Annotated in this window: 14 protein-coding genes; 5 read left to right on the forward strand and 9 right to left on the reverse strand. The window is 40.3% G+C overall.

The features are described 5' to 3' along the window. Positions 1-8 precede the first annotated feature (8 nt). From KDU71_RS02080 to KDU71_RS02110, 7 genes are all read right to left on the reverse strand, one after another. On the reverse strand, positions 9-413 hold the full coding sequence (locus tag KDU71_RS02080; RefSeq protein ID WP_212188238.1) for a hypothetical protein: 405 nt from the start codon (positions 411-413) through the stop codon (positions 9-11). A 3-nt stretch (positions 414-416) separates the two neighbouring features. After that, on the reverse strand, positions 417-1400 hold the full coding sequence (locus KDU71_RS02085; protein ID WP_212188239.1) for a DUF4837 family protein: 984 nt from the start codon (positions 1398-1400) through the stop codon (positions 417-419). A 49-nt stretch (positions 1401-1449) separates the two neighbouring features. After that, complete coding sequence (locus KDU71_RS02090; RefSeq protein ID WP_212188240.1) at positions 1450-2688, reverse strand: lytic transglycosylase domain-containing protein; 1239 nt, start codon at positions 2686-2688, stop codon at positions 1450-1452. A gap of 93 nt (positions 2689-2781) precedes the next feature. Further along, a complete protein-coding gene (locus KDU71_RS02095; protein WP_212188241.1) occupies positions 2782-2997 on the reverse strand; it encodes a Sec-independent protein translocase subunit TatA/TatB in 216 nt (71 codons plus the stop codon). Positions 2998-3035: 38 nt separating this feature from the next. Beyond that, the gene (rseP, locus tag KDU71_RS02100) at positions 3036-4355 is read right to left on the reverse strand and encodes an RIP metalloprotease RseP (RefSeq protein WP_212188242.1); all 1320 of its coding nucleotides are present in this window, start codon (positions 4353-4355) and stop codon (positions 3036-3038) included. A gap of 132 nt (positions 4356-4487) precedes the next feature. Continuing rightward, positions 4488-5645, reverse strand: coding sequence for a 1-deoxy-D-xylulose-5-phosphate reductoisomerase (locus KDU71_RS02105; RefSeq protein ID WP_212188243.1), 1158 nt, complete (start codon positions 5643-5645; stop codon positions 4488-4490). A gap of 30 nt (positions 5646-5675) precedes the next feature. Further along, positions 5676-6557 carry a M23 family metallopeptidase gene (locus KDU71_RS02110; RefSeq protein WP_212188244.1) on the reverse strand — a complete coding sequence of 294 codons (882 nt, stop codon included), beginning with the start codon at positions 6555-6557 and terminating at the stop codon, positions 5676-5678. 407 nt (positions 6558-6964) lie between these two features. Here KDU71_RS02110 and KDU71_RS02115 point away from each other — a divergent pair, with 407 nt between their 5' ends. The 3 genes from KDU71_RS02115 to KDU71_RS02125 all read left to right on the forward strand — a co-directional run bounded on the left by KDU71_RS02115 (position 6965) and on the right by KDU71_RS02125 (position 10463). Beyond that, positions 6965-7141 carry a hypothetical protein gene (locus KDU71_RS02115; protein WP_212188245.1) on the forward strand — a complete coding sequence of 59 codons (177 nt, stop codon included), beginning with the start codon at positions 6965-6967 and terminating at the stop codon, positions 7139-7141. Between the two features lie 102 nt (positions 7142-7243). Then, positions 7244-8932 (forward strand): gamma-glutamyltransferase, encoded by a 1689-nt coding sequence (gene ggt, locus KDU71_RS02120; RefSeq protein ID WP_212188246.1) that lies wholly within the window; start codon positions 7244-7246, stop codon positions 8930-8932. Between the two features lie 145 nt (positions 8933-9077). Next, the gene (locus KDU71_RS02125) at positions 9078-10463 is read left to right on the forward strand and encodes a GAF domain-containing sensor histidine kinase (RefSeq protein WP_212188247.1); all 1386 of its coding nucleotides are present in this window, start codon (positions 9078-9080) and stop codon (positions 10461-10463) included. Positions 10464-10466: 3 nt separating this feature from the next. Here KDU71_RS02125 and KDU71_RS02130 read toward each other — a convergent pair whose 3' ends face one another. Continuing rightward, complete coding sequence (locus KDU71_RS02130; RefSeq protein WP_244828075.1) at positions 10467-11684, reverse strand: alanine dehydrogenase; 1218 nt, start codon at positions 11682-11684, stop codon at positions 10467-10469. Positions 11685-11749: 65 nt separating this feature from the next. Next, positions 11750-12172, reverse strand: a complete 423-nt coding sequence (gene tsaE, locus KDU71_RS02135; protein ID WP_212188248.1) for a tRNA (adenosine(37)-N6)-threonylcarbamoyltransferase complex ATPase subunit type 1 TsaE — start codon at positions 12170-12172, stop codon at positions 11750-11752. Between the two features lie 554 nt (positions 12173-12726). Here tsaE and KDU71_RS02140 point away from each other — a divergent pair. Together KDU71_RS02140 and bla are read left to right on the forward strand one after the other, a co-directional pair. After that, complete coding sequence (locus KDU71_RS02140; protein WP_212188249.1) at positions 12727-14952, forward strand: amino acid permease; 2226 nt, start codon at positions 12727-12729, stop codon at positions 14950-14952. Positions 14953-15171: 219 nt separating this feature from the next. Then, positions 15172-15918, forward strand: coding sequence for a subclass B1 metallo-beta-lactamase (bla, locus tag KDU71_RS02145; RefSeq protein ID WP_212188250.1), 747 nt, complete (start codon positions 15172-15174; stop codon positions 15916-15918). Positions 15919-15922 lie beyond the last annotated feature (4 nt).

Genomic DNA, 15922 nt, shown 5'->3' on the forward strand with positions numbered 1-15922 from the left:
AATAGTTTTTAATCTGAAAGTTCAGGCGTTCCGCTATCTTTTGACTGACTCTGTGCCTTGAAATACTCGCGAATCATCACTTTCTTCATCTCCCGGTGAATTATCAGTTCAGTTAAGGCATCTTCATACGAGACACCTCCCATCTCTCGCTGATAAACGGCCACTTGTCCTTCTGTAACATCTATCCGATACAAAAAGTTGAGAAACTGCGAATAGTGTTCCCCCATGATGCTTTCAATGTGCACCTTCATTTGCTTGAACACCTCTTCGTAAAAGCCTTCAACATCGCCTGAAAATGATACTTCAAAGCCAAACTCGGCAAAATCCTTAATAATCTGAGCAGCTGCTTTTCTGATCAAATCTTCGCGGCCGCAAGCCTGTCGCAAAGCAGCACTATTTAGTTGTGGCAGCATAGTTTATTTAAAAGTAAGCGTATACATCAGGGCCTCCATTTGACGAATTTTATCTCGCTTATCAGGCTTCTCTGGAGAGTAAACAAAACCATCAGTTATTACCACGCGGTTACTTTTCTTGTCGTAATGCGCTTGCAAAACAAACGGCCCGCCCATCATATCGTTCTGCACCTTCCATAAACCGCGCATCTCAACCACCTCATTGCCATTAATTTCAGTTTTCTTGTATATAACCGGGTATAAATGTTCAGTTGTCATAAATGAACCTTTAGATGGCCCGGGAACATTTTTGTGCAAAATTGAATCGCGTTTATTAAGCAGATACTCTTTGGAGAAAGTGCCTTCACCCACATATGGAACCTCATATAAGAACATGCCTTGAAAACCCCAATCAGCCGCTTCATTCATCCAAATAAAAGACTTGGTTGACCTTTTATTGCTTAAACTATTGGGAATAGACATGTGCACGTGAAACGTTGAATCCGCCAGTTTCATCAATTCATCACTTGCAAATTTCTTATATTCTCCGATAAAACGCTCACGCTCGGCCTTATTAAAGAAACTAAGTATCTTTAATTGATTAGCTTCCACCAGTTGCTTCAAGCTGGCCGTATCTTTGGCCGTAATACTTACAACTGCCTGAGGTCTGGCCCATCTATCATGGTAAAATTTCACGGCCTCTTCTTTAACGTCAGGTTTAACGGTTACCATCACGATATTTCGAATCGTTCGTAAAAAATTGGCAAATGAACGGTGCGGCGCCACACTCATTTTGAAATGAGGTTCCTCCTGCGGCAGACCGAGGTAGGTTTCAGTTAGCAAAGCCTGAAGTTCTTCTCCACCAGGTGACGTTCTAATCTTATCGTCCATAACAACAAGCATTTCACCGGCCTTACCTCCAACATTAGGTTTATAGCCTGTTTGCTTATCCTTACAACCAACCATTAACACAACAATGGCTATCAGTAAATATTTAAAGTGTCTCATACTATGAAATTTTATTTGATTAAGGTTTTTATTACTTATCATCAGAGGATTAAGTACCACTTCCATTTATTCGACTACTTAATGAAGCATTATCAACCACATAACCATTATCTACCCTAAGTAGAGGTTTAGCGCTTAACTTTTCATCTGCCACAAAGAAATATTCTTCCTGCTTAACTGGCCGCCACACCCACAGACGCTGATTGACATACAGCTTTCGATTGGGTAAGTTATTCCAATAGATTATATCGCTGATACGACATTCATTGTCGATGGCAATTTTATGAAAGAACTCCCCTTTACTAACAACGTGAACCGCCAATCGTCTGCCTGTTTTGTCACCAACAGGTAAGGCTTCTGAAACAGGTGCCTCCGCATTTCTTAGTGCCTTCTCAGCCCGTACAAACTTAAGCACTCCGCTTTTAGGCAGAAAAACCGGCACTGCACTATTATTTACAGGAATGTACTTTTGCGTATATGAAGGATTTAACCACTCGATGATTTCCATAGAAGTTTGAGAGGCCTCCTTAATTTGCTCAAACGTGAGCGACTTATGAATATAGACCGTATCCACTTCATCAAACTTTAAAGGAGCAGGCGTTGCCACCACATCATGTCGCTGATAATTGTTCATTACATAATTAACCGCAATAAATGCCGGCACATAACTCTGCACTGCCTTTGGTAAGTATGGTTGCAGTTCCCAAAAATTGGTTTTACCTCCTGAACGTTCAATGGCTTTTTGCACTACCCCAATCCCACCATTATAAGCAGCCAGTGCCAATTGCCAGTCGTTCAGATTGTGATATAAGTACTTCAGGTATCGGCAAGCGGCCTCTGTACTTTTTACCGGATCACAGCGCTCATCTACATAATTATCAACCTTAAGGTCGAACATGCGTGAGGCATGATACAGAAACTGCCACAGCCCCATAGCCCCGGAACTGGATTTAGCTGTCGGCTCTAAAGCTGATTCGACTATTGCCAGGTACTTCAATTCGAGCGGCAAATTGTATTTGGCCAGATACTCTTCGAATAGGGGAAAATAATATTCAGAACGCCCAATGATATTGGAGAGATGCTCTCGTCTTTTAACCGTATATACATCAATATAGGCTTGAACTTTGGTGTTATAATCCAATTTTACAACGGTTGATTTATCCAACTCCTTTAAGCGGTTTTCATACATCCAGGCAGGATAGTGCGGATAATCATGTGTACCAACATATCGGGCAAATACATTTACCCCAGGTAAAATGATGGATAAAATTAGCAGCAATCGTAGCATTCAGAATTTAATTTATGGGTGTCGGAAATACACCAAAGGCCAACCCTCAATGAGGTTCGGCCTTCGCAATATACAATTGATAAGATCTAATGCTTACTTTGATGAATCGTCGATGGCCTCATTCTTTTTGTCACCATCTGACTTGTTATCATCGTCGTTACGCGCCTTCTTAAACTCTTTCATACCCTGTCCGAGTCCTTTCATTAACTCAGGAATTTTACGTCCACCAAACAACAATAACAAGGCAAGTATGATAAGAATCCACTCTGGTCCGCCGGGCAATGCCCATAATATTACGTAACTGTTCATCTCTTAATAGTTTTATTATACAAATTTAATAAACTCGCTTATTTAAAGAAAGCTTTAAAGATATCATTTCCATTGGCAAATAACAGTAGTCCTAACAAAAGAATCATGCCGGTTATTTGTGCGTACTCCATAAACTTATCACCTGGCTTACGGCCTGTTACAATCTCGTACATTAAAAACAATACATGACCACCATCCAGTGCCGGAATTGGCAAGATGTTCATAAAAGCAAGAATCATAGAAATTAACGCTGTGTTTGACCAGAAAACATACCAGTTCCAGGTTGAAGGAAACAATTTACCCATGGCACCGAAACCACCAACCTGCTTAGCACCTTCTTTTGTGAAAATAAGTCGTAGTTGTTTCACATAGCCCACTAAGATGTCAACACCTTTGGTAATACCTTTTGGACAAGCCTCCCAGAATCCATACTCATGACTTTGAATATCAACATAGTTATCAGCTGTCACAAGGTAGAATCCTATTTTCCCTGATTTAGGAACAACCAGATTAAGCGACATTAATGAATCCTGACGAACAAAACCCAGTTCAATTTCTTCCTCTACATTATCAGTTAATGCCTTGGTAAATTCATTGTAATAAGCTGTTGACGCCCCATTTATACTTACGATGCTATCACCAGCAAGTAAACCAGCTTCATCAGCACTGGAGCCTTTCATTAAATCTTCAACAACAACAGGAAAACGCACTTGCGCAAATGTTCTTACTTCTTCAGATATCATGCGCTGATCATAGCCTTCAGGAATGGCCAGCATCAGTGTTTGTACACCACGCTTAACAGTCAGCTGACGAGCATTTTCAAGTAAAATAAAACGGGCAATATCGCTACTTTCCTCAACTTCATGCTCATCAACCTTTAGCACCACATCACCATCCTGCAAGCCTATTTCTTTGGCCACTTCGTGATAATACAAACCATGTTTAGCCGACTGAACCGGTATATATTCCTCTCCCCAGGTATATAGCACCATCCAGTAGATAAAAAAGGCGGTGATAAAGTTCACCAAAACACCACCAACCATAATCATCAGTCGCTGCCAGGCCGGCTTTGAGCGGAACTCCCATGGCTGAGGCGGCTGAGCCATGGCTTCTTTATCCATCGACTCGTCTATCATCCCTGATATTTTAACATAGCCACCTAATGGCAGCCAACCAATTCCATACTCAGTTTCGCCTTTTTTATATTTGAAAAGCGTAAACCAGGGATTAAAGAATAAATAAAACTTCTCTACTCTGGTTTTAAATAAACGGGCAAAAAAGAAATGTCCGAATTCATGCAGTATTACCAGTATTGATAAGCTGAGTAATAGCTGCACTGTTTTTATAAAAATCTCCATCAATTATTCTGATTTTCTGAATTAAGCAACAAATATATTCTTTTCACATTAATAACCTGCTGATATTTCACAGCAGCTTAACTGTTGTATTGTAATAAACACCTCAAAACACAAAAAGGTCGAAGCAGCTCATTATCTGCCATTGATTATTTCTTCAGCAATGGCGCGAGCTTCTGCATTACTTTGTATGTAATCATCGAGTGATGGTTGATTAACAAGCGATGCCTTCATCATTGTTTTCTCAATCACATCCGACATTTCAACAAAACCAATTCTCTGCTTTAGAAAACCATCAACAGCCACTTCGTTGGCCGCATTAAGGATACAAGGCATATTACCACCTTTATGCATCGCCTGATAAGCCAGATCGAGGTTTTTAAACACTTTAACATCCACCTTTTCAAAGGTTAGCTCTGGATAATCCATAAAATTAAACCTCGGAAAATCGGACTTATAACGCTCGGGGAATGTCATGGCATATTGTATGGGCAGACGCATATCTGGCAGCCCAAGCTGTGCTTTAATGGAACCATCTTCAAACTGAACCAGCGAGTGCACAATTGATTGCGGATGAACCACTACTTCAATATCATCAGGCTTCACATTAAACAGCCACCTGGCTTCAATGGCTTCCAGGCCCTTATTCATCATTGATGCACTGTCGATGGTGATTTTATCGCCCATTGACCAGTTGGGATGATTCAAGGCCTGACACCTGGTGACTTTTCGCAAAAAATCAAGTTTCTTTCCCCTGAAAGGACCACCCGAAGCTGTAAGAATAATCTTCTCAATGGGATTATGAAACTCACCTGCCAGACACTGAAAAATAGCTGAATGCTCCGAATCAACCGGCAAAATACTTACCTTATTCTCCAATGCCAGTTTAGTTATAATATCGCCTGCTACCACCAAGGTTTCTTTATTGGCCAATGCAATCTGCTTACCAGCCTTGATGGCATTAATAGTTGGCAGTAAGCCTGAAAAACCCACCATGGCCGTTAACACAACATCAATGGTGCTGATTTGCACTACCTGCGCTATTGCATTATCGCCGGCATACACCTTAACATCGGTATCCTTGAGCGCATCACTTAATTGCTGGTATTTTTCTTCGTTACCAATTACAATGGTATTGGGATGATACTTTTTGGCCTGCTCAATAAGTAAATCAACGTTATTATTTGCAGTTAAAACCTCCACTTCGAATTGCCCAGAATGGGCATCAACAACCTCTAAAGCCTGAGTTCCTATTGAACCGGTAGAACCCAGTATCGCTATTCTTTTTGACATTAATTTTTACTGTTGTGTATATGTAAGTCACTATTCAAATGACATGTATTGCTCAGCATCAAGCGGCACACCATTGTACCACAATTCAAAATGCAAATGCGGGCCAGTGGTTAGCTCGCCTGAATTACCAACATTGGCTATGGCTTCACCTGCCTGCACCTTATCCCCCATGGTTTTGAGCAAACTTTCGTTGTGCTTATATATAGATATTAAATTATTGGAGTGCTGAATCTGAATGACATAACCAGTCTCAACTGTCCATCCGGTGAAAACTACTGTTCCGTCGAGAATGGCACTAACACGACTTCCGGGATTAGCCACCACATCAACTCCATAGTGTCCTTGGGTTTCTCCAAATTTATTCACCACTACTCCTTTAAGCGGGGTAAATAAGAAGCTGTGCTCCAGTTCAAACTTCGTGCCTTTATTGCCCAAAACTGCCAGATTAAATTTTTCTTCACGCTCAACCTGCTCACGGAATATTGAGTCTTCCTCTGACTTTTTGAAAACAACATTGCTGTTTGTACCTGGTCCCTCAGCATCCTCCAAATCTTCAGGCATGGCACCCTGTGGCACATCACCAGCCACAATTGCCCTTATGTCCTTGAAAAACTTATCGCGCCTTTCAATCTCCATAATAAGGCTATCTACTCGTTCGGAGTTTTGTATAATTAACCTTCGCTGCTGACCATCCGGGTAACCTGGTATATATTCGCGTAGGCCTGTAAATGCAATTAAAAAAATAACCAACACTATCAATACAGAAAGGCTTACTCCAACTATGGTAAACACATTGAGTCGGGATAAACGCATTCCAAAAACCTCCTCATAGGTTTGCTCATTAAAAATCGCTAAACGATACTTATGTCGGAGTTTATCAACTAATTTCTTTCCTTTATCTTCTCTTGCCATTAAGCTAAAAATTCAATTGAAGCAAAGGTAAAAAAAGTCATCAGAATACATTAAAAATACCGCAATAAGTCTTATCCTGCACTACATAACAACCTCAATTTTCCGCCACTATTAAAACAATATTAAAACATTGATTATCTTACCCTTAAGCCTTACAGCCTGTTTTTAAATTAATTTTAGTCAAAAAAAACAGTCCGTTTATGGAAGGCTTTTTTTTTTATAAGCGCCAACCACCCATTCAACATTGAAATTTAAACACTCATGGAATACCCTTTAAAACCTTTGGCTGAAACGGGACTGGCATCTACTTTTATACCTGAAAACAACACACCCGGACGGTTTTGTAAATAAGCTAAAAAGGAAAGAGTATGATTATTAAATTGATTACAGGACTTGGGGAAATACGTATGCACAGGAAAGTTGCAGGGATTGAGTTCCCCCGTAAAAACGAGGTTCAGGTCGTATTTAAAGATACTTATGCCGACTTGGTTATTCCAATTTCACCAGAGATGGATCACCAGCTTTTAGTTGGTATCTTTTACGATTACCTTAGCCACCCTGCCAGCCGAATTGCCATCGCATAATTATTTAGAAAGCATATCATAAGCTGCAAAAGAAATTTGAACTGAGATTTCTTTTGCAGTCTTTTTGATTTCTGTATCTTCATATACCTAAACATGCTATATATGAAAGATATCCAACTGCTCATTTTACTTCTGTCACTTATCATTTTTCAAACTTCCGCTCAGGACAGAATTACCGGCCTTAACTTTGCTTCGCGCAGTGAGGTCATCGCCCAAAATGGCATAGCCTGCACCAGTCACCCCCTGTCCACGCAAATTGCAATAGATATACTAAAACAAGGAGGTAATGCTATAGATGCCGCCATTGCTGCCAACGCAGCTTTGGGCTTAATGGAGCCAACCGGCTGTGGCATTGGCGGTGACCTTTTCGCCCTTATTTGGGATGCGAATACAAAACAACTATATGGGCTTAATGGCAGTGGTCGATCTCCTCAAACACTAAGCATCAACTATTTTAACAGTCAGAATCTTGATAAAATTCCTTCGTACGGTCCATTATCGGTGAGCGTTCCAGGCTGTGTAGATGCCTGGTTTGAATTACACCAGCGCTTTGGCCAACTTACAATGGAAGAAATATTAGCGCCAGCCATATCGTACGCCGAAAATGGCTTTCCCCTAAGTGAACTTATCGCTTATTACTGGGAGCGTTCGGTTAAGCTTCACCAAAAATATCCGAATGTAATTGAAACCTATACCTCCAATGGGAATATCCCCGTGAAAGGCGACATACTTAAAAATCCGTACCTGGCTGAAACATATAGACAATTGGCTAAACAAGGCAGAAACTATTTTTATAAGGGAAAATTGGCCGAAACCATTACCAAATTTATTAAGCAACAAGGCGGCTTCCTGAGCATAGAAGACCTGGCAAGCCATCGCTCACAATGGGTTGAACCTGTTTCTGTTAACTATCGCGGTTACGACATATGGGAATTACCACCTAACGGACAAGGCATTACAGCCCTCCAAATGCTAAACATTATTAAAGGGTACTCTTTTGAGAAAGAAGAATTTGGTACAGCACGCCATCTGCATCTTGTGACTGAGGCAAAGAAACTGGCTTTTGAGGACAGGGCAAAGTATTATGCTGATATGGATATGCAGAACGTACCTGTTGAGAAGCTTATTTCAGAAGAATATGCTAAGCAAAGAAGAGACTTAATTGATATGCAAAAAGCCGGACAATATATTGCCGGTACAATCAGCCATGGCGAAACGATATACCTGACCGTTGCAGACCGATGGGGCAATATGGTTTCGCTTATACAGAGCAACTACCGCGGTATGGGTTCGGGTATGGTACCGCCTCAATGTGGGTTTATGCTGCAAAACCGCGGCGAACTATTTTCATTAGATCCAGACGATGCCAATGCGTTAGCCCCTGGTAAAAGACCTTTTCACACAATCATACCTGCATTTGTAACAAAAAATCAACAGCCAGTTATGAGCTTTGGTGTAATGGGTGGTGACTTTCAACCGCAAGGGCATGTGCAGGTTTTAATGAATATTATTGATTTTGGCATGAATCTGCAGGAAGCTGGAGATGCACCACGATTCAGTCATACTGGCTCATCGCAACCAACAGGTAAAAGAGCGAAAGGGAAAGGTCAGCTAAATATCGAAACCGGTTTTAGCAACAAAACTATTTTAGAGCTCACAAAGATGGGTCACTCAGTAGGTTTCCTACCAGGCTCTTACGGCGGATATCAAGCTATATGGTACGACAGTAAAAGAGGCGTATACATTGGCGCATCAGAAAAACGGAAAGACGGAATGGCTGCCGGGTATTAAAGCGGTAAGTTAAAAACAAGTAAGCCCTTAACATTTTAATAAGCAATAAATCACCTTCAAACTATAAAAGTCGACCATTTGTCAAAAAAAGTTTAGTGCATATTCCTTTTTGAGTATTTTAAAAGTTCTTTAATCGGAAACCAGTATGAGTTTGACAAAACTGTTTGCAAATAAGAAATCTGTATTAAATCGTTTCAAAAAAATTGAACCGACCATTTACGACATTATTACACCCGTTAACCGTTATATTGGTCAGAAGTATTTTGAAGCCACAGCCATTCAGCTCTGTCAGCTAATTGAAGCAGATTATGTAATCATTGGCCGTTATTCAGCTCAAACAAATTCTGTTGAATCCATTGCCTTTGCCGATGGCACTAAAGTTATGCCTCAGGTCAATTACAGTCTTGAAAATACACCCTGCGACAACGTAATTGGCAAAAACACCTGCCGCATTACGTCCGGTGCCTGGGAGCGTTTCCCTGAAGACAGCTTTTTGGCAAATAAAAAAATAGAAGGCTATATAGGTATTCCGCTTTTTAATTCGGGCTACCAGCCCAATGGCATTTTTATTGCTCTTTACCGCAACCCAATTGCACAGGCTGAAGTTATCGAATCTCTCGTTTACCTCTTTACTCCGCGTATGAGTAGTGAAATTGAGCACATAAAGGCCAAAGAGGAACTCAACCTTAGAAATAAAGAGCTTGAAATCACCCACCTGGAGCTCAAGCGAAAAAATACTGAGTTGGACATTTCGTTAAAGAAACTGCATGAAGCGCAGAAAAAATCAGCAGAAAACGACCAACTCAAATCAACATTTTTAGCCAACCTAAGCCATGAAATCAGAACTCCCATGAATGTTATTCTCGGGTTTTCAGAACTACTAAAGACCGAATCCTTAAGTTCTGAAGACAGGGATGAGTATATCGGAATCATCAACCTGAACGGGCTACAGTTACTCAAGGTAATGGATAACCTGATAGATATTTCTAAACTACAGACCCGTTTAATTCAAGAAGGCCCTAAGCTTTTCAACCTAAATAGTTTATTGGAGAATATGCTAAAGCATTATATGCGTGAAGTTAAATTAATGCATAAACCTCTACAACTATACCTGGAAAAGGGACTGGAAGATAATAATGACCAAATCATTACCGATCAGCAAGGCCTGCTTAAGGTTTTAAATCACTTGCTTGATAATGCGGTTAAATTCACCAAAGACGGTTGGGTTAAATTTGGCTATACTATTGCAGAAGACCGTTTGTGGTTCTTTGTGAAAGATACCGGTATTGGCATACCTGAAGGAAAAGAAGAGGTGATATTTGATATGTTCAGACAGGTATCCACCTCCAACAACCGCGAATTTGGCGGCAACGGCTTAGGCTTGGCCATCTCACAAAAATACATCGACACACTAGGGGGTGAAATTTGGCTCGACAAAACCTATAAAGAAGGTGCTAAGTTTTGTTTTACTATCCCATTCCAAAAAACCCATAAACTAAGCAACGAGATTCCTAAAACAAGCCTTATGTAGCCATCAGAAGGCCGCCATCAATAAGCCTATATCTTTATAAGGCATATTAAACCTGCGGCCAATATAACTATTGGTCAGAATACCTTTGTAAAGGTATACGCCATTACTTAATCCAATATCCTCTTTAATAAGATGATGCATACCACCCGCCTCTCCCAATCGCAGGATAATAGGTGCAAAAATATTGCTTAACGCAATGGATGATGTTCGTGAAACGCGGGATGCAACATTTGGCACACAATGATGAATAACGCCATGCTTTGTAAATACCGGATGATCGAAATCGGTACATTTACTGGATTCAAAACAGCCACCTTGATCCATACTCAAATCAATGATTATGGAGCCCTTTTTCATCTGAGCCACCTGATCTTCGGTTACCATAAAAGAGCGTCCCGCATGCATATGACGTATGCTTCCCAGCACTGCATCGGCACTTTGCAATGCTTTTGTCAGCGCCTGCGGATGCAATACAGAAGTGAATATTCGTTGGCCAACATTACGTTCCAGCTCTCGTAGCTTGTGATAAGAATTATCAAACACTTTTACCGAAGCGCCCAGTCCCAAAGCAGCTTTGGCAGCAAACTCACCAGCCGTACCTGCTCCAAGTATCACCAAATCAGCAGGAGAGATACCTGTTACACCTCCCAATAAAACTCCTTTACCATTATGAGCTTTACTGAGGTACTCGCTGGCTATCATAACCGAGGTAGCTCCTTCTATCTCACTCATACTGCGTACAACCGGATAGCAGCCGTTTTCATCCTTTAGTAGTTCAAAAGCTATAGCATTCAAGCGCCTATCGAGCATTTTCTGCAACGATTCGCGCGTTTGATTATACAAATTCAGAAGGGAAATAATCAGCTGATTAGGTTCCAACTGATTGATTTCATCTTCGGTTAAAGCAGATACTTTAAGGATGATATCAGCTTTTAGTACTTGCGATTTTTCCTTAACAATCTGAGCACCGCATTCGGCAAAATCATGATCAAAATAATGCGCTCTATCACCCGCTCCAGATTCAAACAATACATTATGACCATTTTCGACCAATAGCTCCACACCCTGCGGTGTCAAAGCCACTCGGTTTTCAAAATGAGAACTTTCTTTTGGTATACCTATTGATAGTTTTTTCTTCTGTCTGCCTACCTCTAACATTTCCTCCTGCGGAAGCAGGTGGCTTTGTCCCATTGGGAAATAGGAAGTTTTATCGCCCATCATATTCTATCTGTTTACCTTTAATACAAGGCATCAAGATAGCAAAAAAAGACTAATAAAGGAATTAGCTAAACCTTCTGAACAGATATCTTTCTGCGTCCGTCTGTCATTTCCTCAAGGGTAACTTCCAGGCGGCCTTCAGGCAGCAAAGATGCAATCTTTTCAGGCCACTCAATCATACTATAATGCCCTGAATACAGGTAATCCTCGTAACCCATGTCGTAGGCTTCCTCCTCCTCCTTGAGTCGATAGAAATCGAAATGATAAACAACATCATCCTGAAGGGTGTGATACTCATTTACAATGGCAAAACTTGGACTATTAACCGTATCCTCCACATTAAGCACTTCACAAAGCGCTTTAATAAACGTTGTTTTACCAACCCCCATAGAACCATAAAACGCCAACACCCGTTCGCTTTTATAGTTTGATAAAAACTCTGCAGCAACAGCATTAATGGTATCCAAAGAATCAATGTAAAAAGTATCCATCGCATCAAATAATTAGTGAGGCAAAAATAATTGAAGTGCCTGAATAAGCAATAAAAGTAATACAAGTTTAGTAACGTTTTGTGTCATTAAACAATCTGTTAAGAGTTTTAAAAAAAAGCTAAAATTTCAGTCAATAGCAGATTGATATAACAATACCTTTTTAATGCTGTTAAGAACAATATCAATTCTAAAGGTCTGCTCCTATCAATTTCGAGATGTTCAGCTACCAATTTTCATTATCTACAATATGAATAATGAATAAAACCCAGCATCACCAGGTTTTACCAATTATCCAATTACTTCAACTCGTAACTTCATTCTTTTCTCTGAAACAACAAACCAAGAACTTCATTGCTTATAATCTGTCACTTTACTGCCACCACAAGCAGACGACAAACCTGACACTAAAAACCAAATACCGTTTGACAGTTGAGCAAAACAACTATTGTATTGTATTAACTTTAATTAGATATTTGCTCAAACAACAAGGAGCATAATTTAATATATTTGCTCAACACACTTTGTACATTCATTGGGAAATTGAGAACATATTTATGAGCACATTAACTGATAAGAAAGGCTTTGGAACAGCGCCAGTATTTTTTACTGCTATTTCAACAATTTTAGGTGCTATCCTGTTCCTGAGATTTGGAATGGCTGTTGGCAACCTGGGTTTCTATGGAGCACTAGGTATCATTATTCTGGGCCATATGATTACCATCCCAACAGCTTTGGCTATATCCGAAATAGCCACTAACAAACGCGTTGAAGGAGGTGGTGAATACTTTATTATATCCCGCTCATTCGGTTTAAATATTGGTGCCACTATTGGCATGGCACTATATTTCTCTCAAGCCATTAGTGTAGCTTTTTATGTCATTGCCTTTACCGAAGCATTTGAGCCTTTCTTTAACTGGATGCTATCATCTTTTGACATTGCATTGCCAAGACAGGTCATCAGCGTGCCAGCCATATTGATTTTAGCCTATATTGTATTACAAAAAGGCTCGGACATGGGTGTTAAAACACTATATGTTGTAGTGGCAGTGCTATTTATTTCTCTAACTCTCTTTTTTGTTGGACGCACATATTTTTTTGAAGCCGGTGATTACAGCCAAAACTTTGTGTTTAATAATCGTAACCAGTTTTTTGTGTGGTTTGCCATCTGTTTTCCGGCATTTACGGGCATGACAGCTGGTGTAGGGCTTAGTGGCGACCTTAAAAATCCTACCAAGTCAATACCGCGTGGTACTATGTGGGGTACCATTTGTGGCATGCTTATCTACATCTTTATCATCTATAAATTCTCTATTTCTTTAACCCCTGAAGAAATGAGCAGTTCACAGCTGGCCATGGCTAATGTGGCTGTTTTGGGCGCTATTATTATCCCGCTCGGATTAGGCGCCTCCACCATATCGTCTGCCATTGGGTCGGTGTTGGTAGCCCCACGAACCATACAAGCTCTGGCGGCGGATAAGAGCTTTCCGAGCGTAGCACTTAACAGATGGCTGGCCAAAGGCAAAGGCGAAACCAATGAGCCTTATAATGCAACCCTCATTACTATAGCCATCGCTCTGATATTTGTACTGATGGGTGAAGTAGATTTTGTAGCGCAAATCATCTCCATGTTTTTTATGATTACATATGGCTCTTTATGCCTGATATCCTTCCTGAATCATTTTGGAGCATCACCATCATACCGTCCGCAATTTAAATCGCATTGGGCCATTTCACTCATTGGCTTTTTATTATCAATGTGGGTGATGTTTAAAATCAATGCTGCTTATACAATTGCTGCCTATGTGGTTATCACTCTCTTATACCTGTACTTGAATTACATTCATAAGGAAAGAGGCGGCTTGCAAAAGATTTTCCTGGGAGCACTGTTTCAATTGAGTCGTCGCATTCAACTCTACATGCAAAAACACCGCAGCCATCAGACTGATGACGAAGAGTGGCGACCATCAGCCATTTGTATCTCATCCAACTCATTTAAGCACAGTAAGGTGTTTGATCTGATGAAATGGATTTCATACAAACATGGCTTTGGTACCTACTTTCACTTTCTGAAAGGGTATTACTCTAAGAATACAACTACAGAGGCCAAACAAATTGTAGATAAACTAATTGATGAACACCACGATCAGGAAAGCAGCCTGTATGTTGATTGTATGATTTCGCCATCCTATACCACTGCCATTGCACAGGCTATTCAAAGCCCAAGTATCAGTGGTATGGAGAACAATATGATTGTGTTTGAGTACAGGCGAAACGAAGCTGAGGCAATTGAGGCCATTTTGGATAATATTAGCCTGACCAGGGCTGGTAATTACGATGTTTGTGTCTTTTCTGATGCCAATAAAAATACGCATTTTAAAAATGGCATTCACATCTGGATACGTTCCATTGACATATTGAACGCCAACCTGATGATACTGCTTGGCTTTATCATATTATCGCACCCTGACTGGAAAAAGGGCTTCGTAAAAATATTCAGCATCTGCGACAAAGAAGATGTAGCCACAACGCGCAAACAACTGCAGGAGCTGGTTCAAACCGGGCGTTTGCCAATAACACTTTCCAATATTGAGATTATTGCTCAGGAGGAAGATAAATCATCAAAAAGTCTGATTAAAGATAAATCATCAAACGCAGGCCTGACCATTATTGGTTTTAGGGAAGAACAAACAAAGCACTCCGGATCTGAAGTTTTCGAAGGTTTTGATGATATGGGCGACATCCTTTTTGTTAACGCAAACAGGCAACAAACCATTGAATAAAAACTGATACAAGTTGGTGAAATGAATGTGGTTCTTTGTGAATTAATACAGATTTTTTAAACTGCTCAAACTAAGAAAGGAAACTTGACAATTGGATGCGCTTTCATAAAGCTCTTGCTCAGTGATAGAATGCGATAGTTTTATGATGTCATCTTAACTAAGCTTTACGTCTCTTCTAAAAATTAATAACTTTATTACTCATTTGATAAAACTCAAATCATGATGAGCCGTTTTGTTAGTGCATCCCTATTGTTATTGCTCTTTCTTCCTTTGAGAGCGCAGTACCCATCCACGCAAATAAATGAGGACTTGGAACTCATCCATCTGCAGGATTCTGTTTTTGTGCATGTTTCATGGGTAAATTCAGAAACTTATGGTCGCTTCTCATGCAATGGAATAGTCATTGTACGAAATAGTGAAGCTGTTTTGATTGATACGCCGATGAGCAATGAGCAAACCAAGCAACTTTGCGATTACCTGGTTGAGCATTTCAAAGTGACAATTCGGGCTTTAATTGCCGGACATTATCATGATGATTGTATCGGCGGGCTGGAGTATCTCCATTCTATCGGTGCCAGGTCACTAGCCTGCCAGTTGACCATTGATAAATGCGAAGAGGAAGGATTAGCGATTCCTAAAATTGCATTTGACAAGGAATACGACTGCCTGTTTAATAACGAACTGATTGAATGTAGGTTCTTTGGGCCTGGTCATTCATTTGACAACATCACTGTGTGGTTACCTCAGCAAAAAATCCTTTTTGGCGGTTGTCTGATTAAATCGGCTCAGTCGAAAGGTCTTGGTAATTTATCGGATGCTAATATTGACGAATGGAGCACCACCATAGAGAAAATTCAATATGCCTATCCCGATGCTAAATTAATTGTGCCGGGACATGGGCAAATTGGTAACAGTCAACTTTTAAGCCACACAATAACTTTAATTAAGAAGCAGAAAAAGGAATAAGCAT

This window comes from Carboxylicivirga sediminis (assembly GCF_018156225.1).
GTDB classification, from domain to species: domain Bacteria; phylum Bacteroidota; class Bacteroidia; order Bacteroidales; family Marinilabiliaceae; genus Carboxylicivirga; species Carboxylicivirga sediminis.

Excerpts from the sequence above, each read along its gene's own strand:
- KDU71_RS02080 (WP_212188238.1), bottom strand. The coding sequence starts at position 413 with ATGCTGCCACAACTAAATAGTGCTGCTTTGCGACAGGCTTGCGGCCGC.
- KDU71_RS02085 (WP_212188239.1), bottom strand. The coding sequence starts at position 1,400 with ATGAGACACTTTAAATATTTACTGATAGCCATTGTTGTGTTAATGGTT.
- KDU71_RS02090 (WP_212188240.1), bottom strand. The coding sequence starts at position 2,688 with ATGCTACGATTGCTGCTAATTTTATCCATCATTTTACCTGGGGTAAAT.
- KDU71_RS02095 (WP_212188241.1), bottom strand. The coding sequence starts at position 2,997 with ATGAACAGTTACGTAATATTATGGGCATTGCCCGGCGGACCAGAGTGG.
- rseP (WP_212188242.1), bottom strand. The coding sequence starts at position 4,355 with ATGGAGATTTTTATAAAAACAGTGCAGCTATTACTCAGCTTATCAATA.
- KDU71_RS02105 (WP_212188243.1), bottom strand. The coding sequence starts at position 5,645 with ATGTCAAAAAGAATAGCGATACTGGGTTCTACCGGTTCAATAGGAACT.
- KDU71_RS02110 (WP_212188244.1), bottom strand. The coding sequence starts at position 6,557 with ATGGCAAGAGAAGATAAAGGAAAGAAATTAGTTGATAAACTCCGACAT.
- KDU71_RS02115 (WP_212188245.1), top strand. The coding sequence starts at position 6,965 with ATGCACAGGAAAGTTGCAGGGATTGAGTTCCCCCGTAAAAACGAGGTT.
- ggt (WP_212188246.1), top strand. The coding sequence starts at position 7,244 with ATGAAAGATATCCAACTGCTCATTTTACTTCTGTCACTTATCATTTTT.
- KDU71_RS02125 (WP_212188247.1), top strand. The coding sequence starts at position 9,078 with ATGAGTTTGACAAAACTGTTTGCAAATAAGAAATCTGTATTAAATCGT.
- KDU71_RS02130 (WP_244828075.1), bottom strand. The coding sequence starts at position 11,684 with ATGATGGGCGATAAAACTTCCTATTTCCCAATGGGACAAAGCCACCTG.
- tsaE (WP_212188248.1), bottom strand. The coding sequence starts at position 12,172 with ATGGATACTTTTTACATTGATTCTTTGGATACCATTAATGCTGTTGCT.
- KDU71_RS02140 (WP_212188249.1), top strand. The coding sequence starts at position 12,727 with ATGAGCACATTAACTGATAAGAAAGGCTTTGGAACAGCGCCAGTATTT.
- bla (WP_212188250.1), top strand. The coding sequence starts at position 15,172 with ATGATGAGCCGTTTTGTTAGTGCATCCCTATTGTTATTGCTCTTTCTT.